Here is a 19,489-nt window from a genome sequence, read left to right as displayed (position 1 = left end):
TTTACCTACTATAATTTTGTAGCTCCTATCTCAAAAATCAATGGGTATAAACCGTCTTTGGTCACAAACATTCCTTGGTTTGTTTTGCTCAAATTAGGCAAGACATCATAGGGACTTTCATTGTGTTCATTAAGATATTCTATTGTTAACCCTGCCTCTATTAAGGCATTGACAATCTCACTCAATCCGTGATTCCAGCCGTACTCTTGTGAAATCATTTTTGAGTTCACATCAGCGTAAGTTCCGTCATACTCTTCATAGATTGCCTCATCTTGCATATAACCATAGCGCATTTCTACTGTTGGTTTTGTATAATCAAACATCCAAACAATGGGATGAAATTCTACCATATAAAAACGGCCACCTGGTTTCAACTTTTCTGCAATCATCTGCCCCCAAGGCTTTAAATCTGGCAACCAACCTATCACACCGTAACTTGTAAACACAATGTCAAATTCACCCTCAACATGCTTAGAGGTGTCTAAAACATTACAGCGCACAAAAGACGCATCTTGGTTGAGCTCATCATTGAGTGCCCTCGCTAATGATATTCCATCATCACTAATATCCACTCCAACGCAGGTTGCGCCCATTCTACTCCAACTCAAAGTATCTTGACCAAAATGACATTGTAAATGCAACAAAGATTGTCCTTTGACATCCCCTAAGGCTTTAAGCTCATAGGGCATTAACGAAGATGCTCCGTTTTTAAACCCTTCCAAATTATACATTTTACTTTGGGAATGCGCCTTGACCTTCTCATTCCAAGTATTTCTATTGGTTTCAAAATGATGTTTTGCCATAATTAATCTTAAAGCTCTAAAATAATAATTACTGCGGAAATGTTAAGACTTTATTACCTTTACAAAAAAAACCAATCATGAGACTACTTTACATTTTGGCCTTAGCTACAGCATTAACAGCCTGTAAATCTGAAACAAAAGAAAAACAGAATGATACGGAATCCGTTTCCGAAGAACACATAGAACTTACCACAGCAGAAAAAATCGCAAATGCCCATGGCATTGAGCAATGGCAAAATGTGGAGAAAATTGAATTTACCTTTAACGTAGATATGAACGGTTCTCATAATGAACGGTCATGGGTTTGGATGCCAAAATCAAATGATGTTGTCATGATGACGCCTAAAGATACCGTTAGCTATAATCGTACAACTGTTGATAGCCTGTCTATGGATGCCGATAAAGCCTTCGTAAATGACAAGTTCTGGCTATTGGCACCATTTCAGCTGGTTTGGGATTCTGGCACTACCATTTCAGAAGTAAAAACAGCTAAAGCTCCTATGAGTGAGACCGAGCTTAATACCATAACCACAACCTATAGCAATGATGGTGGCTATACGCCTGGAGACGCGTATGATTTCTATTTCAATGAAGCGTATATGATAGAAGAATGGGTTTATAGAAAGGGCAATAGCGAAGCGCCTTCTATGGTGACCTCCTTCGAAAATTACGAGGATTTTAATGGCATCAAGATTGCCAAAGACCATGTGCGATCTGATGGTGATTTTAAACTCTATTTTACCAATATCGCTATTGATTTCAAAAAATAGACATTCAAATCTTAAGATTCAATTCATAAAAAAATCCTAAAAAATGCAATTTTGAGATCAATCAAAGATCTTAAAACCGTGGTGCGGACGTATATAATGATATAAAATCCCGCCAACGGCGTCTATATATTCAAAGCGCAGCAACTAGATAGTTGCTGCGCTTTTTCTTTAATTCCTCTTAAACTATCCTTCAAAACCACTTCTTACGTGCGTGCCATCGCAAAAGGGCTTTTTGCTAGACGCACCGCACCTACAAAAAGCCGTAGTTTGGTTTTTGACTTCTTGTTTGTTGCCATGAGTTAAATGCACCGTTCCGTGAACTAATAAGGGCCCATTTTTCTGGACTTCAATTTTAGTTTCTACAGGAGTTTGTTTGTTTGATTTTTCATCATTCATATAATAACTTAGCGCTCCAGAAGGACAAGCTTTGACCTGCTTTATCAATTGGTCTGTGCTAGCTGCTTCAATTTTAATCCAAGGTTTTTCCTTGGGCTGAAAAACTTCACCAAGACCTTTAACGCAAATACCAGAATGGATGCAGGTCTCTGGCTTCCAAATAATCGTCATTTCACCATTGCTATACTCTTTTGTTTTTTCCATAGGTCTATTTGCCGGCTTAGGCTCTTTTAATTCATAGCTACTGCTTTAAAGATATAAAAAAAACCATTGCAAGATTCGTCCGTTTTCTTTGGAATAAACCCCTATCATACCCTTCCGTTCTAGCATAATTATTCCTATTTTTGTTGGGATACCAAAAACAAAAACACCTTGACCAACTATCAACTGGGTCTCGATTTTGCTAAAAAGCAAGACCAAAACGACCAACTCGCCGGCTTTAGAAGCCAGTTTCATATTCCGAAGGATCACCAAGGAAATGATCTCATTTACATGACGGGGAACTCCTTAGGCCTACAACCTAAAATAAGTAAAGCCTATGTAAACCAAGAGCTAGATGATTGGGCAAAACTAGGCGTTGAAGGCCATACCGAAGCTAAAAACCCGTGGTTGCATTACCATGAGTATCTAACAGAGACCATGGCCAATATTGTTGGTGCAAAACCTATAGAAGTTGTAGTGATGAACTCTCTTACGGTCAACTTACACCTCATGATGGTGAGTTTTTACAAACCCACGTCCAAACGCTATAAAATTTTAATAGAAGCCGATGCCTTCCCCAGTGATAAATATGCTATGGAGTCGCAATTGCGTCATCATGGTTTTGATCAAAAAGATGGACTCGTTTTATGGAAATCTAGAGCGCATGAAGTTTTAGCCAATTATGATGATCTAGAGACCATATTAAAAGAACAAGGGGATACCATTGCTCTCATTATGATTGGTGGCGTTAATTATTATACTGGACAGTTTTTTGACCTCAAACGCATTACAGAATTAGGGAGACAACATGGCTGCTTGGTAGGTTTCGATTGTGCGCACGGTGCGGGTAATGTACAACTCAACCTTCATGAATCTGGAGCAGATTTTGCAGTGTGGTGTACTTACAAGTATTTAAACTCAGGACCTGGAAGCCTTTCAGGTGCTTTCGTGCACGAGCGACATGCTCACAAAAAAGATCTTAACCGCTTTACAGGATGGTGGTCTCACAACAAAGAAACCCGTTTTAGAATGCGAGATGAATTTGACCAACTCCCTGGTGCAGAAGGCTGGCAGCTGAGCAACCCTCCCATTTTATCAATGGCTGCTATTCGTGCTTCTTTAGATGTTTTTGAAGAGGCTGGTTTTGATAACCTCTGTAAAAAATCGAAAGCATTGACAGGGTATTTTGAGTTTCTAATACAAGACCTCAACAATCCTGACATTAACATCATTACACCATCTCATCCCGATGAGCGTGGATGCCAATTATCCATTCAAGTCAAGAATGCCGATAAAAGTCTTCATCAAAAATTAATGGATGCTGGTGTCATTACAGATTGGAGAGAACCAGACGTGATTAGGTGTGCGCCAATCCCTCTGTACAACTCTTTTGAGGATGTTTATAAATTAGTAGCACGATTAAAGACGATTTTAAATTAAAATATTTGGAGTAAGTTGAAAGAGCTTTAAATCTCATTTTGACTGATTAGACCAACATTATATGAAACAACAAAACATACTCATTATTGGCGCAGGTCTCTGCGGAAGCCTTCTTGCATTGCGTCTAGGCCAACGTGGTTACCATGTTACCGTCTATGAAATGCGACCAGATTTGCGTAAGACAGATATTTCTGCCGGGCGCTCTATCAACCTTTCTTTTTCAGATAGAGGGAATAAAGCCATGAAGTTAGTAGGCTTAGAAGATCAAGTTAAGGCCCTATGTATTCCCATGAACGGGAGAATGCTGCATGATAGAGAAGGAAATACATTTTTATCTAACTATAGCGGTCGCGATTATGAATACATTAATTCCATTTCTAGAGGAGAATTAAATGCTCTATTGTTAAACGAAGCCGAAAAACATGAAAATGTCACCATTCATTTCAATAAAAAATGCAAATCGGTTGACTTCGAAAAAACAACGGCACTCTTTCAAGATTACACGAGTAAAGAAGAATTTGTAGAAGATGCTGATTGTATCATCGCTACAGATGGTGCGGGTTCTGCTTTGAGAAAAAGCTACTACCTCGCTAAAAAATTCCTTTTTAGTTTTTCACAAGATTATCTTACGCATGGTTATAAAGAGCTCTCTATACTTCCTTCGGAAAATGGAGACTATAAAACCTATAAAAACGCATTACACATTTGGCCTAGAGGTGACTTTATGGTCATTGCTTTACCAAATCTTGATGGAAGTTTTACGGTAACGCTCTTTTTAAGCTATAATGAAGGTGAGTACAACTTTAATAACCTCACCACACCAGAAATGGTCACGGCATTCTTTAAAAAAGAATTTCCAGATGCTTTAACGCTCATGCCTAACCTTGTTGAAGATTTCTTCGAAAACCCAACAGCGCCTTTGGGTACCGTAAAATGCTCCCCTTGGCATTATAAAGGCAATACCTTACTAATGGGAGATTCGGCACATGCCATTGTCCCTTTTTATGGTCAAGGTATGAATGCTTCTTTTGAGGACGTTGTAGAATTTGATCAGGTATTAGACCTCAATTTAGAAAGTTGGGAATCTGTTTTTGAAACCTATGAAAAGCGACGTAAAAAAGATACGGATGCTATTGCAGATTTAGCCATTGATAATTTTTACGAGATGAAAGATCATGTAGCAAATCCTATCTTTCAAGAAAAAAGAAAAATAGAAATGGCTTTAGAGAAAACCTTTCCGAAAGCGTATTCTTCTAAATATTCCTTAGTTACCTTTAATGAAGATATTGGGTATAGAGAAGCCATGCTTAAAGGTCGCGCTCAGGATAAGGCAATTTTAAATATGTTATCAGACGGCGATATCAAACCTGATGATGATTTGAAAATCATATTAGAAAAAGTACAATTAGAAACTACAGCGATTCTAGAGGATGATAAAATTGCTGGATTAGCCTAATCAACCATACGCAACTGGCTGTAAAAAAAAAAAAAAGATTGTAATGCATTTTAATAAAATTCTTGCCAACCCATGCAAGAACCGCTTCCCTTCTGGAAGCGTAATAATAGGGTGAAAGTTATGAATACAGATACAACCCATAATTCTGAAACAAAGGGAACTAATGTTTCTCCTAGAGGCGCTTACCCTCACGTAAAGCGTATTGGTGACTTTATTTTTGTTTCAGGAACGAGTTCTCGCTTACCCGATAATTCCATTGCGGGAGTAGATATTATTGATGACATGGGTACAAAGCGCTTAAATGCAGAAGTTCAAACCCGTGAAGTCCTTAAAAATATTGATAAAAACCTCAATACTGTTGGAGCAAGCCTAAAGGACGTAGTTGATGTCACTTCATTTCTAGTAAACATGAACGATTTTGCAGGCTACAATAAAGCTTATGCCGAATTTTTTGAAAAAGAAACAGGCCCAACCCGAACCACGGTTGCTGTGCATCAATTGCCCCATCCAGATTTAGTGGTTGAGATCAAAGTAATGGCTTATAAAAAAGAGCAATGAAATATTTTCCATTAGTAATTCTATTACTCGTCTTTAAATTATCCTTTGGTGACGCAGGAAATTCGTACCGCTTTAATTTGAGGCTCATCTCTAATGCCGGTGACACCATACAAGGGTACTTATATCATAATAGTTATGATAATTTCAATAAATTCTATCACCAAGACGATGCGTTCAAATCCTTTTTAAAAAAAGACCAAGTCACCATTTTTGAATTCATCATGCCGATAAGAATAGGTGACGTCACTAAAGATGCGACCTCAAAAGCATACATCAAAACGGTGAATCTTGATGAAATTAAAAAGATTACCATCATTGACTTTCTAGAGTTTAATACTAGTGATCGACTTCTTGAATTGTCACCAGAAGCATTTAATATCATCAAACCAGGCAATCCTGAGTGTAAGTTTATCAGTAATCAAAAGGTCTCTACAAATTGCCAATATGTGTTGTTAAGCTGGAAAAAAAGAGCAGATTTAGATAGAAACAAAAAAGAGTTTACCGAAAAATTGATGACCGACAGCAAAGATATGGACAACAATAAAGGTGAGTTTAATAGCTACCTAGAGGCTAAGAAAAAACGATTGCTTTATGACGGTATTCTATTAATTTACATGTGTGAGAGCCTATAATATGAACATCAAAAATTATATAAACGGAAGTTTTCAAAATCCTATTGACAACCAATGGTTAGATAATTTTAATCCTTCAAATGGTGAGGTGTATGGTCAAATACCAAACTCGTCAAAGCTTGATGTTGAGAGCGCTTATCAGGCCGCAGCCTCTGCTTTTCCTTCTTGGTCAAAAACAACATTGGAAGAAAGAAGTAGAATTCTTATTAAAATTTCCGAAGCATTAGAAGCCAATCTGCAACGTTTTGCAGAAGCTGAAAGTAAAGACAATGGAAAGCCGGTTTCATTGGCAAAAACCGTCGATATTCCTAGAGCTGCCAGTAACTTTCGTTTCTTCGGAAATGCCATCACCCAGTTCTCTAGTGAAAGCCATGACAGTGTTGGTCAAGATGCCATAAATTATACCTTACGCCAGCCTATTGGCGTCGTTGGTTGTATTTCACCGTGGAACCTCCCACTCTATCTCTTTACTTGGAAGATCGCTCCAGCACTAGCAGCAGGAAATTGTGTAGTAGCAAAACCTAGCGAAATTACGCCAATGACGGCGTATTTGTTGGGAGAGATTTGTAATGATGCTGGTTTACCTAAAGGGGTTCTAAATATCGTACATGGTTTAGGAACATCCACTGGCCAAGCCATTATTGAACACCCAAGCATTAAAGCCATAAGCTTTACCGGAGGCACTTCTACAGGTGCACATATTGCAAGAGTAGCCGCCCCAATGTTTAAAAAACTGTCTTTAGAGTTAGGCGGAAAAAACCCAAACATCATTTTTGCAGATTGTGATTATGACGATATGCTTGACACAACCGTACGCTCCTCTTTTGCCAATCAAGGTCAAATTTGCCTCTGCGGAAGTCGCATTTTTGTTGAGAACTCAATTTATGAAAGGTTTAAAACAGACTTCGTTCATAAAGTAAAAGCTCTAAAAGTTGGGCATCCATCACATCAAAGTACAAACATAGGTGCATTGGTTTCAAAACCGCATTTAAAAAAAGTAAAGAAGTACATTGAGATTGCCAAAGAAGAAGGCGGATCCATACTTTGTGGTGGCCATCAAGTGCAACTAAAAGGTTATGAGAACGGCTATTATTTGGAGCCAACAGTTATTGAAGTCAAAAGTGATGAGTGCAGAGTAAACCAAGAGGAAATTTTTGGTCCCGTAGTAACACTCATGCCATTTCAAACTGAAGACCAGGTATTGGATATGGCAAACAAAGTAAAATACGGGCTTTCGGCAACACTATGGACCAATGATTTAAAACGAACCATGCGAATGAGCAATCAATTACAAGCCGGCATTGTTTGGGTAAACACCTGGATGATGCGCGATTTGCGCACACCCTTTGGCGGCGTAAAAGCTTCAGGTGTTGGGCGTGAAGGTGGTTTTGAAGCCCTACGCTTTTTTACAGAGGCAAAAAATGTCTGTATAAAATATTAGTCTAGTTTCTGTCAAATGATGTTGAATAAGACAACGTTAATGCAACTAAACAGCATTCTTTAATTATAAATTTAAATACAATTGCTTCGGCAAAAAAAATATGAATTTAGAACTCAATAATAGATACGCTCTCGTCTGCGGAAGCACCGCAGGTATTGGTAAAGCTACAGCAATGGCTCTAGCGGCAGAAGGCGCACAAATAACCTTAATTGCCAGAAATGAAGATAAGTTAAAGGCAACACTTGCAGAACTACCTCAACATAGAGATCATGATTATATTGTTGCCGATTTCTCAAACCCTATGGAATTAAAGGACAAAGTAGAGGCTTATGTCAATACAAACCATGGCTTCCACATCTTGGTCAATAATACTGGCGGACCAGCAGGCGGACCAGTTTTTTCTGCGGAAATTTCCGAATTTGAAAGTGCCTTCACACAGCATTTAAAATGCAACCACGTTTTGGTTCAGGCGCTTGTCCCTTTTATGAAATCGGAAAACTATGGACGTATTGTAAACGTTATTTCCACCTCGGTAAAACAACCACTAGATGGTTTAGGAGTAAGCAATACCATTAGAGGTGCAGTTGCCAATTGGAGCAAGACCTTAGCCAATGAGCTTGGTCAATTTGGGATTACCGTAAACAACGTTCTTCCTGGAGCAACTGGCACAGAACGCTTAACAGAGATTATAAAGAATAAATCGGCAAAAACAGGAACATCAGTAGATGAAGCCGCAGAAGGTATGAAGAATGCCGTTCCTGCCAAACGCTTTGCAGAACCAGAGGAATTGGCAGACGCTATTACCTTTTTGGCAAGTGCAAGAGCAGGCTATATTAGCGGTATCAATTTACCGGTTGATGGTGGCCGTACCAAAAGCCTTTAATTAATAAGCAACACCCTAATGCTTTCAGGAGTCCTGAATGTTTTGGGAGTGTATGCTTTTTGTATATTAGTACAGCAATTACTGTAAAACTCAAAACACAAATCACGATGAGCAATTTAGTATCTCCTATAAATTTTAAAGCTTGGATTGAAGAAAACCGACACCTTTTAAAACCACCCGTTGGCAATAAAGTAGTTTGGAAAGATGGTGACTTTATTGTGATGGTTGTAGGCGGACCTAACAGTCGAAAAGACTATCACTACAACGAAACACCTGAGTTTTTCTACCAAGTTGAAGGTGATATGGTTCTAAAAATTATTGATAATGGCACACCAAAAGATGTGCATATTAAAGAAGGTGACATCTATCTTCTGCCACCAAAAGTGCCACATTCTCCACAACGTGGCGCTAATACAGTGGGTTTAGTTATCGAGTACAAGAGACCAGGCGGTATGCGTGACGCGTTACTTTGGTTCTGTGAAAATTGCACTACGAAATTGTATGAGGAAGATTTTACTGTTGAAAACATAGAGACCGATATGCCTAAAATTTTCGACAAATACTATAATGACAAAGACAAGCGCAAATGCCCTAATTGCGGAGAGGTCATGCAACCACCAAAAAAAGTACAACTAGAACAATAGCAAATTATTAATGCTTTTCTGAAACATACAGGAACACACAGCATCACACATGGAAAAACGAAAACTACGAATAAACGGCCATTCCCATTTGCTTCCCTATCCTGAGGAAATTCCTCAGTTTATGAAAGACAAAGGCATTTTTTGGGTAGATAAAGACCGAAAATTCATGCTACAGAAAGACTGGAATCGTCCTATTACCGATTCTAGTTTCTTTTTAGATGAAAAATTAGCTTGGATGGAGCGTTTTCATCTTGATCATGCCGTAGTTTTAAATTTATCTCAACTCTACGGAAATGGTCTGAGAGTTGAAGAGATGAAACAAGCGCTTCGATTTCAGAATGATTTTAACGCTAAAATTCAGCGTGAGAATCCGAGTAAGTTTACTTGTGGCTTTGTGGTACATCCTGGCTTTGTGAGAGGTGCGTGTTGGGAAATAGAACGCTGTGTTGAAGAATTAGGCCTTCAATTGCTGTGCTTACCAACCCATTATATGGATACCATAGGAACGTGGCGTTGTATTTTTGACGAAGAGAACGAACCTATATTTGAATTGGCCGATAAATATAACCTTGCCGTAGAAGTTCATCCTTATGATGGTGAGAAATTTATCAAATTAGAAAATACTGCTTGGCGTTTTCATTTAATTTGGATGTTGGCACAATGTGCAGATGCCTATCACTTCTTAACTTTAAATGGGTATCAAGATAAATATCCTAACATGCGTACGTGCTTTGCCCACGGCGGACAGTTGGCACAAATTAACTTAGGCAGACGAATTCAAGGATTTGATGGTAGACCAGACTTGTTTGAAGGTAAAAGCCACCCCAGAAAAGCGGTAGGACATCCTAACATCTTTTTTGATACGCTTGTACACGATACTGGAGGTCTACAGCTATTAATTAAAAACCAAGGCTCTAAACAAGTCTTAATGGGCTTAGACGATCCTTATCCTCTCGGGGAAATGGAAAGCATCAAGCAATCTTCTTATCCTGGTAAAATTTTAGATTTGGCTATGGAACGTGACATCATTACTGAAGACGAAAAGAATGCCATTTGGGAAGATAACGTGATTAGGTGGCTTTGCGGTAAGGATGAAAAGGCCAAGACATCTTTAGTAAATAGAATTTTGGGAAACTAAGATGAATTTTTTACCAGATCAACTAGACCAGTACATTGTTTCCCATTCTCAAGATGAGCCAGACTTATTACAGCAGCTCACAAGAGAAACCCATTTGAAAATTCTTCAACCCATCATGCTAAGCGGTGCTTATCAAGGTAGGGTTTTGAGCATGATTTCAAAATTAATAAAGCCTAAGACCATTTTAGAAATAGGCACCTTTACAGGTTACGCCACCTTATGTTTAGCTGAAGGATTGCAACCAGATGGTGAAATTCACACCATTGACATCAATGAAGAGCTTTTTGATTTTCAACGGAAATACTTTGACAAATCTGCTTATGGTGCTCAAATACATCAGCACTTGGGCAGTGCCTTAGATGTGATTCCGCAACTCACACAAAACTTTGATCTTATTTTTATTGATGCCGATAAGCCCAATTACAGCAACTATTTTCATCTCATCATCGATAAATTAAATCCAGGAGGAATTATTTTATCAGATAATGTGCTTTGGCATGGCAAAGTCGTTGAACCTTTAGATGAAAAGGACATCTCAACGAAAGCTGTGGTAGACTATAACAGCCTACTTAAAAATGACAGTAGAATTGAAACGGTTGTTTTACCCATAAGAGATGGATTAACCATTAGTCGGAAAAAGGAAAATTGATAGGAATTTGTATTAATTGCAGATTGTCTGACTTCTAAAGTCCATTTTTTGGACCTCTACTTACTGAGCCAGTAAATTTTTCTAAATCGTCCTTCACTTTGTTGATCTCGTCCGTAACATCTTTGGTGATGTTGGTATTGATCCCTTGCTTATCGACGGTTTTTGTGATTTCAGATTTAATATCTGTTGAAGCATCTCTCAGCATTCGCATTCCCTTACCCATACCCCGTGCAATCTCTGGTAGCTTATCTGCACCAAAGACCATGACCACAATTAGAAGTATAAATATAACTTCTGTAGTGCCGATAAATAAGAATGTTGTTAACTGTATCACATTGCAAATATACTGAGTTGCTTATGAAATAAAATAAAACTATTCTTAAATTAATTACCGCAGGCTTTAATTTTTCTAAAGCATTAAATTTTTACTCCAAAATCTTAGTTATATCACATGTGATCCGCTTTAACTTGATCCATAAAAAAAGCCAACTCTGAAAGTTGGCTTTTTCTTATTGATTAAGTTTTATAATTAGTCTTTAGTCTTTTCTTTAAACTTATCAAAATCACTTTGTTCAGTTTCTTTTGGCCAAGAGTTATTTGAGGTATCTATATCTGCCGTCTCTTCATTAGGATCTAATTTAATAGATACTATTTCTTTTTCAGACGCGATTGCTTTACTCACTTCACTATCGTTATATCTCCAAATTTGTGCTGGATAGGTTTCCGTTTTTGAAGTACCATCAGCATAGGTATACTCAACAATAATTGGCATTACGAGTCCGCCTGGTTTTTCAAAAGTAATATCATAAAAATACTTTGGTTTCTTGATATTGGCACGTTCTTCTTCGGTGAAATTATCCATCATATATTCTTTCAAGGTTGCTGAATTATCAACAGGATCACCTTGCTTCAGTTTCTCGTCAAAATCTTCGCTACCTTCTTCAGCTAAATATACCAACTCTAAATCATCTAAGTTTAGGTTTCTACTTTCAGCATAATTTTTAGCATACTGATTTGGTTCTGAAGAGACGTAATATTTTTTAACCTCCTTAAGGCCCATATCTACCCAATCGGTAGTATAAAACCAACCTCTCCAATACCAGTCTAAGTCAAATGCGGAGGCATCTTCCATAGTACGGAAAAAATCTTCGGGAGTAGGATGCTTAAACATCCAACGGTGTGCATATTCTTTAAAAGCATAGTCAAACAATTCACGACCCATTACAGTCTCTCTAAGGATATTTAATGCTGTAGCGGGTTTTCCGTAGGCATTATTACCAAATTGATACACGTTTAATCCTTTGGTCATTATTGGTGAAATGTAATCTTGATTACCACCCATATAGTAAGTAATATTTTTAGCTGGACCACGACGTGATGGGTATTTCTCATCACCTTCTGAAAGTGCATCTGGATACCACTCGCCAAAATCCTGCTCTGCTACATATTGCGTAAATGTGTTTAAACCTTCGTCCATCCAAGTCCATTGACGCTCATCACTATTCACAATCATTGGAAAAAAGTTATGGCCCACCTCATGGATGATCACACTCATCATTCCGTATTTTGTTCTATCGTCATAATTACCGTCTTCATCTGGACGACCATAATTCCAGCAGATCATTGGATATTCCATCCCTTGACGCTTAGCGTGCACCGATATGGCTTTATGGTAAGGATAATCAAAGGTCATACGAGAATAAGATTTCAAGGTACTTGCAACAGCTTTGGTTGACCATTGCTCCCACAAAGGATTTCCTTCTTTAGAATATAATGACACCGCCATCACATCCTTTCCGCCAATTTTTACAGCCATCATGTCCCAGATGTACTTTCTAGAGGTGGCGAAACCAAAATCTCTCACATTTTCTGCATAAAGCTTCCATGTATTTTTCTTTTTAGAACGTCCTTTTTCACGCTTTTCAGCTTCGTCTTGGGTTGCAATCACAACAGGCTCATCATAAGATTTTTTAGCCTTTTCGTAGCGTTTCATCATATATGAAGAGAACAGGTCTTTTCTATTGGTCAATTTACCAGTACCATCTAATAAATGGTCTGCAGGAACGGTGATGTTTACTTCAAAGTTTCCGAAGGGCAAAGCGAATTCATCACGACCCCAAAATTGAGAATTTTGCCATCCTTCAACATCGTTATAAACTGCCATTCTTGGGTAAAATTGGGCAATTACATAATTTCTGTTTCCATCTTCGAACAATTCATAACCTGAACGTCCACCATCTGCAACGTGATCATTAATTTGGTACCACCATTTGATATCAAATGAAAAATCATCTCCAGTTTTCAAAACCTCTGGCAATTCAACACGCATCATGGTCTGATTGATGGTATGTGGCAATGCCTTACCATCTGTAGTGGTCACTTTTTCGATATTAAAACCGCCGTTAAAATCTTCTTCTAAATACGTTGATGCATATCTAGATGCTGAAAGCGCAGGCGTTATTCTACTTCCATCAATAGCTTTTGAAGGAGAATTTTTTTCTCTAACATTTTGATCTAATTGTACCCAAAGGTATTTTAGCTCGTCAGGAGAGTTATTGGTATAAGTAATGGTTTCGTAACCGCTCAATACGGCTGTATCATCATTGATTTCGATGTCCATTTTATAATCTGCTTGCTGCTGATAGTAAGCAGGTCCAGGAGCACCAGACCCCGTTCTAAACATGTTAGGTGTTGCGAACTCATCATAAAGTTGTTTAAACTTATTTTGATTAGTGTGTCCTGGTTTTTTGTTGGTCTGCTCCTCTTCCTGTGCAAAAGCACTTACGGAAACAAATAATAGAGATAGACAGAAATACTTGAATAGGTTCATAGCGTCGTTAGTATTAATTGGTAATTTAGATTAAAAGTTGAGATATTCTGTGTCGTCTGACCTTGTGCAAACGAGATTAAAACGTTTTGAATACATACTCACTTTGAGAACATTTTTTTGATCCTCAAATTTATCAAAAAGTACAGTATTAGTAACTTCAATAGTGTTTATGTGATTGATATTTGACACCTCGAGATAACAAACCAGTTGATCATTGTCATATTCCTTACCTACAAAAACATAGCTTACAGTTTTAGTGTTTACTTTAATCTGTAGCTTGGTTCTAAGGTATCTTTCAATGTAGGTGTCTACAGATTCTTTTTCATCAAGACTTGTTAAATCTATAGATTGATCATAACGTTCTTGAAGTGTAAGTTCTAGATCGTCAACATCAATTCTGGTTATAATTTGTAGGCTTTGTTTCTCTTCAATGTAATCGATTTGAGTAACGCTCACATAATATTTGTGCGCAAAAGACGTCATTAATAAGAAGAGGGCTGAGAAAACAGCGACTTTAATAAGCTTCATAAATTTCAATAGTTGGTAAAAATAACGAAATTTATATCAAATTTTAGATAATGAAATGTTAAGAGTGTTTGTGAATAAAAAATGATGAACAGCTAGGTGTTTACGATCAATCCTTTAAGGCGAGATCATCATCATGAAAAGCCACTAGCTTGCCTACAAGAAATTGATACATGGCCATACTGTTTTGTTGATTGCAGATTTGGTCAAAGCTAGGATCTTCAGCAGCATAAAGAAAAAAAACATCTTTGAGATGGTCCTCCACCTGCTCGTTTCCGAAGAGTAAAGCTGAAAATTCAGATTGCGCCCTCTTCATGCAGGTTTTTTGAGCATCTAAAAGCGCATTTGCTTTCAGTTTTTTCGTTCGTCCGTTAATGCGATTTAATATTTTATGAAGGTTGATTGCTATACCTGGACCAATAGGCGTTGCATACAATGTTACAAAATCACCGTTATCTGCTTCATATAATTTGCGTTCACTTTGGGTTTTAGGCTTACCAGTATAACCAGGGATGCCTACATCGTAAAAATTAATATCGCGTTTGGCATCGCTATTTTCTACATCTGATAATAAGTCTCCCGTTAAAATTTTTCCAACAACAACTTCGTCGAGTTGGTTTATTCTATCATTAAGGACGACGGTGATTTTCTTAGAACTCCAAACGAAACGGATCTATAATGAGCTGCAGCGGCTCATATTGAACACTTCTAAACTCAAGGGTATCATTAATACGAACTGGCACTTCAAAACGACCAAAATTATCAGAAACCGTATATTCTTTAGCCGAAATATTAAGCACATGAATGCCTACCAAATCTTCGTTAGCTTTAATTTGCCCTTTTAAATCAATAGACTGTGCTACGGACTGCCAACAAACCATACATAAAAGAACAACACATAAAATGTACTTACTTCTCTTCAATTTGAATTTTGAATGCTTTTAATTTTTGGGTCAAAAACTCCAACATGCCGAGGTCATTATCGGTTTTCATCAATGCCATAAACTCAGGATCATCTGCTACGTAATTAAAAAAAACGACACGCTTTTGTTCATCTATTTCTTCAATTTCAAAGAGGACTTCTGATAATTGCGATTCAACTTTACGTACTGCTATATCTGTTCTCTCAAGAGCAACTTGCTTTTTTATTTTTTTTGTTCTTCCAGAAATCCAGTTCAGAATAGGATTCAAAGGTACAATCCCTCCTCCTGATTGTGCTTCATAAAGTCGCCTTTCACTTTGGGTTTTACGAGGTCCTGTATAACCAGGAATGCCGAGATCGTAAAAATTGATATCCCGTTTTGCATCGCTGTTTTCAATGTCTGTCATAAGATTTCCAGTTAGAATCTTTCCAACGACAACCTCATCCAACAAATTGACATTATCCTCTAAATAGACGGTCATCGACTCGGTTTGAAGTATAATTTGATCGATGATGATCTCCTTAGGTTCATATTGAATTCCGGAAACCAATACCGTATCATTGAGTTTGGCAGGAATTAAAAAAACGCCCTCATCATTAGTTATTGTAAATCTACTCGAGGTTTTATTGATGATATGAATACCAACGACATCATTAGAAGCAATGATTTTCCCCTTGATATCTGTGGTTTGTCCTTGAGAAACAAGTCCACCAAATAAAACAATAAAAAGTAATAGAAATTTAATTCTTTCCACCTTTAGCTTTTAAAAACTGCTTGCTTTTGGTATTAAGAAACTCTAAAAACTCCATTTCATTACCGTAGTTCAATAAATCATAATTAAAATTATCATCATAAACATAAGCGATAAATTCATTCACCTCACCTTTCGGAATTCCGAAGTTATCTACCAAATACTCAGATCCCATATAGGTTCTTACATGTGTTTCAGGGACTTCAGGCACCCCAGAATCTTTAATGTCCTTGGCTCCAGATCTAAACAATGGCAGTAATAATTGATCAACAACATTTACAATGTTTAGTCCATTGACCATGGTCGGCATTTGAGAATGCATGGCTTCATTGTCTACTTCGGTACGGGGATCTGCTGAAAATTCATATTCATCACTCTTTTTAATTCCAAAATACAGCGCATCTAATTTAGGATTAAATGTCTTAACCATTTCCACATCGCTTTGAAGCTCCCCTGTAAGTCCAGAAGTCATTACCAATATTTCATCGAGTTTATTGATCTGTTCAATTAGAAATATTCGTAAGCGTTTAGATTCTAGAATGGCTTCATTAACCTGCACATTGAAATTTTGATATTGTAGGGCTCTTACTTCAATCAGATCATTTAATTTCACATCAATGTCAAATTCTCCTTTCTCATCAGTAACCACTCCTTTATCTGAAGACGTATTAAAAATCGTAATCCCCTCAACGTCGCTGTTTTCGACAATAATTTTTCCATGAATCTGAGTCCGCACCATACTTTGGGAGAATGCTGTTAATGTTGAAATTGTAAGTACAAATAGTAGTAAAGCTCGTTTCATAGTCAAGGGTTTTGGTAATTTGTTTATAAAGTAATAGATTTCGTCTGGTAAAGCTGGTGTTGGCATATTTAAACTTTTGTTAAAAGAATAAAGCCGAAGCCTCTTACTAAAATAGCACAAAATTAAAAGAATGAAAAATATTATAATTGCAAGCACCTCGACGCTACACGGCAGTGGCACTTTAGAATATTTATTAGAAGATTTATCCCAAATTTTTAAAGACACCTCAGAAATTCTTTTCATTCCCTATGCAAGACCTAGCGGGATTTCTCATGACGATTATACTGAGCGTGTTACAAAACCATTTCATACCATAGACAAAACAGTTAAGGGCATTCATGAGTTTGAAAATGCCATTGCAGCAGTAAAAGATGCCAAGGCTATTTTTGTTGGTGGTGGAAATACGTTTTTATTAGTAAGCCAACTCTACAAACATCAACTTTTAGAGCCGATAACCACAGTTGTTAAAGCAGGAACACCTTATCTGGGCACTAGTGCAGGTAGTAATATTTGCGGTTTAACCATGAACACTACTAACGATATGCCCATTGTGTACCCGCCTAGTTTTAAAACTTTTGGTTTTGTTCCATTTAATATCAATCCGCACTATTTAGATCCTGATCTTAACAGCACCCATAAAGGCGAAACCAGAGAAACGCGCATCAAAGAATTTCATCAATTCAACACCCAACCTGTTGTAGGATTGCGTGAAGGGAGCTGGCTAAGAGTGCAAGACAAGTCTATTTTATTAAAAGGCGATTTACCCGCACGAGTATTTGAGCATGCAAAAGCACCTTATGAAATCTCTCCCGAAACCGATTTGAAAGATTTGAAATAAATAGCTATCCCCAACTAAGCTTAATGAATTTACAATAACTCGGAAAGTGACGGGCTTAAAATCGTTTCAAAAAGTGATACGCCAACGCTTGAAACCCTTCATTATGATAAAACTTATGAGAGGCATGGTTTTGCACATAAGTGTTGAGTTCAACCGCTTCACATCCCTTAAGTTTTCCATACTCATAGATCCAAGCCATAAATTCTTTCCCTAAACCTATATTTCGATACGCCTCTTCAATATAAACGTGATCCACCTCTACCGATTTACCAGAGTAATGTCTTGTGCTAAACCAAAGTCCAGAAACGCCAATAAGGGCTTCCTCGTCATACACTACAGCGCATTCGTAATGCTGGTCAACCATATCTGCAAAACGGGCTTTTAAAACAGCTTCGGAAACTTTAAAGCCAGAAAGCTTCTGCACCATAGGAATAATACTATTAATCTCTGATGGATTTAGGATCTCAAAACGAAAATTCATGATTCAAAATTTAGGTGAAGATAGAAGATTTCAGTCAACTTTTATATAGCTTTACAACACCTAAAGGTGATCCATTTTGACTAAAACAGCTTTTCATATTATCGAAATTTCCGCAAAAGAAACCTACAGCGTGAGACAGCCGGTGCTTAGAGCTGGAAGACCATTGGCAGATTGTGCTTTTGTAAATGATGATCTCGAATCTACATTGCATTTTGGCTTATATAAAGGCGACCTCCTTATTGGCGTGGCTACGTTTCTTCTTCAAAATAGCAAGCTCTTTCCTGAGCGTATCCAATATCAATTGAGGGGTATGGCCATTCTTGAGCCCTATCAAGGTCAAAAACTGGGAGACCTACTATTACGCCACGGAGAACACATACTACAACAACAAAAGGCACAACGCATTTGGTGCAATGCGCGAGAGAAGGCTAGCCGGTTTTATAAAAAACACGATTACGCTAGTATTGGTGAGCCTTTCGAAATTCCCGATGTTGGCACACATTATGTAATGAGTAAACCAATTGCTGCTGATACACTTTAAGTGTTCTAGTAGTAACCCAATGTATTGCAACTTTAAATCTTGAGCATCATGAACAGAACGCATTTTATAAAATCTACAGTACTAGGTGGTCTGGCATTGGGAATACTTCCACAGCTGTCCTTTGCTGATTTTTCCAATGGTATTAGTAACGAAGAACTCATTGGTAAGGGTAAACCTCATCTTTTTGGTAAAAATTATAAACTCCGCGAAGAAGCTCACGAGGCTTTTATGAGGATGGCTTCCGAAGCAAAAAAAAGCAATATCCATATTCAAGTGGTTTCTAGCTACCGTAGTTATGAACATCAAAACAGAATTTGGGAGCGAAAATATAAGAGCAACGCCAATAATGGCATGACACCAGAAAACAACATCAAAAAAATAATTGAATACTCTACAATCCCAGGCACCTCGAGACATCATTGGGGTACCGATTTAGATATCATAGATGCCAATGTTGCACAACCATCGTCGGTTTTACAACCGCGCCATTTTGAAGAAAACGGTTGTTACAGAACTCTAAAAGTATGGATGGATCAGCACGCCAATAGTTTTGGATTCTATTTGGTGTATACCGATGTAGATAGCAGAAAAGGATTTAAGTACGAACCTTGGCATTACAGTTACAAACCATTAGCTCAATCTTACCTCAAAGCTTACCTCGACCTTGATCTTTTAAACACTATCCAAAGTGAAGCATTAATGGGAAGCACACATTTCTCTAAAACCTTTATCAATGCCTATGTTCAAGAACATATCTTAGATATTAACCCTGCGTTATTATAGCCTC

23 protein-coding genes are annotated in these 19,489 nt (G+C 37.7%); 13 read left to right on the top strand and 10 right to left on the bottom strand.

All coding sequences use genetic code 11. From position 1 onward, the window contains the following. Positions 1-8: 8 nt before the first annotated feature. Positions 9-803 (bottom strand): class I SAM-dependent methyltransferase, encoded by a 795-nt coding sequence (locus P176_RS0113430; protein WP_026755187.1) that lies wholly within the window; start codon positions 801-803, stop codon positions 9-11. 77 nt (positions 804-880) lie between these two features. Here P176_RS0113430 and P176_RS0113425 point away from each other — a divergent pair, with 77 nt between their 5' ends. Continuing rightward, positions 881-1,573: a hypothetical protein gene (locus tag P176_RS0113425; RefSeq protein ID WP_037348945.1), complete on the top strand. Its 693-nt coding sequence runs from the start codon at positions 881-883 to the stop codon at positions 1,571-1,573. A 183-nt stretch (positions 1,574-1,756) separates the two neighbouring features. On the opposite strand, the gene P176_RS0113420 is transcribed toward P176_RS0113425, so the two are convergent. Further along, positions 1,757-2,173, bottom strand: coding sequence for a (4Fe-4S)-binding protein (locus tag P176_RS0113420; RefSeq protein ID WP_026755185.1), 417 nt, complete (start codon positions 2,171-2,173; stop codon positions 1,757-1,759). A 168-nt stretch (positions 2,174-2,341) separates the two neighbouring features. On the opposite strand from P176_RS0113420, the gene kynU reads away from it, so the two are divergent. The 9 genes from kynU (at position 2,342) to P176_RS0113370 (ending at position 11,011) form a co-directional block, all read left to right on the top strand. After that, positions 2,342-3,610 (top strand): kynureninase, encoded by a 1,269-nt coding sequence (gene kynU / locus P176_RS0113410; RefSeq protein ID WP_026755184.1) that lies wholly within the window; start codon positions 2,342-2,344, stop codon positions 3,608-3,610. Positions 3,611-3,671: 61 nt separating this feature from the next. Further along, entirely contained in the window at positions 3,672-5,066 is a 1,395-nt protein-coding gene (locus P176_RS0113405) for an NAD(P)/FAD-dependent oxidoreductase (protein ID WP_026755183.1), read from the top strand. A 120-nt stretch (positions 5,067-5,186) separates the two neighbouring features. Beyond that, positions 5,187-5,624 (top strand): RidA family protein, encoded by a 438-nt coding sequence (locus P176_RS0113400; protein ID WP_026755182.1) that lies wholly within the window; start codon positions 5,187-5,189, stop codon positions 5,622-5,624. Further along, positions 5,621-6,256: a hypothetical protein gene (locus P176_RS0113395; RefSeq protein WP_026755181.1), complete on the top strand. Its 636-nt coding sequence runs from the start codon at positions 5,621-5,623 to the stop codon at positions 6,254-6,256. Before P176_RS0113400 ends, P176_RS0113395 begins: the two co-directional genes overlap by 4 nt. 1 nt (position 6,257) lies before the next feature. Beyond that, on the top strand, positions 6,258-7,697 hold the full coding sequence (locus P176_RS0113390; RefSeq protein WP_026755180.1) for an aldehyde dehydrogenase: 1,440 nt from the start codon (positions 6,258-6,260) through the stop codon (positions 7,695-7,697). A gap of 100 nt (positions 7,698-7,797) precedes the next feature. Then, on the top strand, positions 7,798-8,580 hold the full coding sequence (locus P176_RS0113385; RefSeq protein ID WP_026755179.1) for an SDR family oxidoreductase: 783 nt from the start codon (positions 7,798-7,800) through the stop codon (positions 8,578-8,580). 107 nt (positions 8,581-8,687) lie between these two features. Beyond that, positions 8,688-9,224: a 3-hydroxyanthranilate 3,4-dioxygenase gene (locus P176_RS0113380; RefSeq protein ID WP_026755178.1), complete on the top strand. Its 537-nt coding sequence runs from the start codon at positions 8,688-8,690 to the stop codon at positions 9,222-9,224. 49 nt (positions 9,225-9,273) lie between these two features. Then, the gene (locus P176_RS0113375) at positions 9,274-10,362 is read left to right on the top strand and encodes an amidohydrolase family protein (RefSeq protein WP_026755177.1); all 1,089 of its coding nucleotides are present in this window, start codon (positions 9,274-9,276) and stop codon (positions 10,360-10,362) included. Position 10,363: 1 nt separating this feature from the next. After that, complete coding sequence (locus tag P176_RS0113370) at positions 10,364-11,011, top strand: O-methyltransferase (protein ID WP_026755176.1); 648 nt, start codon at positions 10,364-10,366, stop codon at positions 11,009-11,011. A gap of 34 nt (positions 11,012-11,045) precedes the next feature. Here P176_RS0113370 and P176_RS0113365 read toward each other — a convergent pair whose 3' ends face one another. The 7 genes from P176_RS0113365 to P176_RS0113335 all read right to left on the bottom strand — a co-directional run bounded on the left by P176_RS0113365 (position 11,046) and on the right by P176_RS0113335 (position 16,842). Further along, on the bottom strand, positions 11,046-11,345 hold the full coding sequence (locus tag P176_RS0113365; protein WP_026755175.1) for a twin-arginine translocase TatA/TatE family subunit: 300 nt from the start codon (positions 11,343-11,345) through the stop codon (positions 11,046-11,048). 195 nt (positions 11,346-11,540) lie between these two features. After that, positions 11,541-13,841: a M1 family metallopeptidase gene (locus P176_RS0113360; RefSeq protein WP_026755174.1), complete on the bottom strand. Its 2,301-nt coding sequence runs from the start codon at positions 13,839-13,841 to the stop codon at positions 11,541-11,543. 30 nt (positions 13,842-13,871) lie between these two features. Continuing rightward, positions 13,872-14,369 (bottom strand): DUF6702 family protein, encoded by a 498-nt coding sequence (locus P176_RS0113355; RefSeq protein WP_037348944.1) that lies wholly within the window; start codon positions 14,367-14,369, stop codon positions 13,872-13,874. A 106-nt stretch (positions 14,370-14,475) separates the two neighbouring features. Beyond that, complete coding sequence (locus P176_RS20440) at positions 14,476-14,682, bottom strand: hypothetical protein (RefSeq protein ID WP_156033086.1); 207 nt, start codon at positions 14,680-14,682, stop codon at positions 14,476-14,478. Positions 14,683-15,016: 334 nt separating this feature from the next. Next, positions 15,017-15,289: a hypothetical protein gene (locus P176_RS0113345; RefSeq protein WP_156033084.1), complete on the bottom strand. Its 273-nt coding sequence runs from the start codon at positions 15,287-15,289 to the stop codon at positions 15,017-15,019. After that, the gene (locus P176_RS0113340) at positions 15,276-16,043 is read right to left on the bottom strand and encodes a hypothetical protein (RefSeq protein WP_026755170.1); all 768 of its coding nucleotides are present in this window, start codon (positions 16,041-16,043) and stop codon (positions 15,276-15,278) included. The genes P176_RS0113345 and P176_RS0113340 overlap by 14 nt, the downstream gene beginning before the upstream one ends. Then, complete coding sequence (locus P176_RS0113335) at positions 16,030-16,842, bottom strand: carboxypeptidase-like regulatory domain-containing protein (RefSeq protein ID WP_026755169.1); 813 nt, start codon at positions 16,840-16,842, stop codon at positions 16,030-16,032. Before P176_RS0113335 ends, P176_RS0113340 begins: the two co-directional genes overlap by 14 nt. 130 nt (positions 16,843-16,972) lie before the next feature. Between P176_RS0113335 and pepE the strand changes: the two genes are divergently transcribed. Continuing rightward, complete coding sequence (gene pepE / locus P176_RS0113330) at positions 16,973-17,680, top strand: dipeptidase PepE (protein WP_026755168.1); 708 nt, start codon at positions 16,973-16,975, stop codon at positions 17,678-17,680. A gap of 55 nt (positions 17,681-17,735) precedes the next feature. On the opposite strand, the gene P176_RS0113325 is transcribed toward pepE, so the two are convergent. Further along, a complete protein-coding gene (locus P176_RS0113325; RefSeq protein WP_026755167.1) occupies positions 17,736-18,161 on the bottom strand; it encodes a GNAT family N-acetyltransferase in 426 nt (141 codons plus the stop codon). A 76-nt stretch (positions 18,162-18,237) separates the two neighbouring features. Between P176_RS0113325 and P176_RS0113320 the strand changes: the two genes are divergently transcribed. Together P176_RS0113320 and P176_RS0113315 are read left to right on the top strand one after the other, a co-directional pair. Beyond that, positions 18,238-18,702: a GNAT family N-acetyltransferase gene (locus tag P176_RS0113320; RefSeq protein WP_026755166.1), complete on the top strand. Its 465-nt coding sequence runs from the start codon at positions 18,238-18,240 to the stop codon at positions 18,700-18,702. A 48-nt stretch (positions 18,703-18,750) separates the two neighbouring features. Next, complete coding sequence (locus P176_RS0113315) at positions 18,751-19,485, top strand: M15 family metallopeptidase (protein ID WP_026755165.1); 735 nt, start codon at positions 18,751-18,753, stop codon at positions 19,483-19,485. Positions 19,486-19,489: the final 4 nt, after the last annotated feature.

This window comes from Sediminibacter sp. Hel_I_10 (assembly GCF_000688335.1).
In the GTDB taxonomy this organism is placed as follows: domain Bacteria; phylum Bacteroidota; class Bacteroidia; order Flavobacteriales; family Flavobacteriaceae; genus Psychroserpens.
The sequence above is the reverse complement of the archived record's forward strand: the minus strand, read 5'-3'. Positions and strand labels throughout refer to the sequence as shown.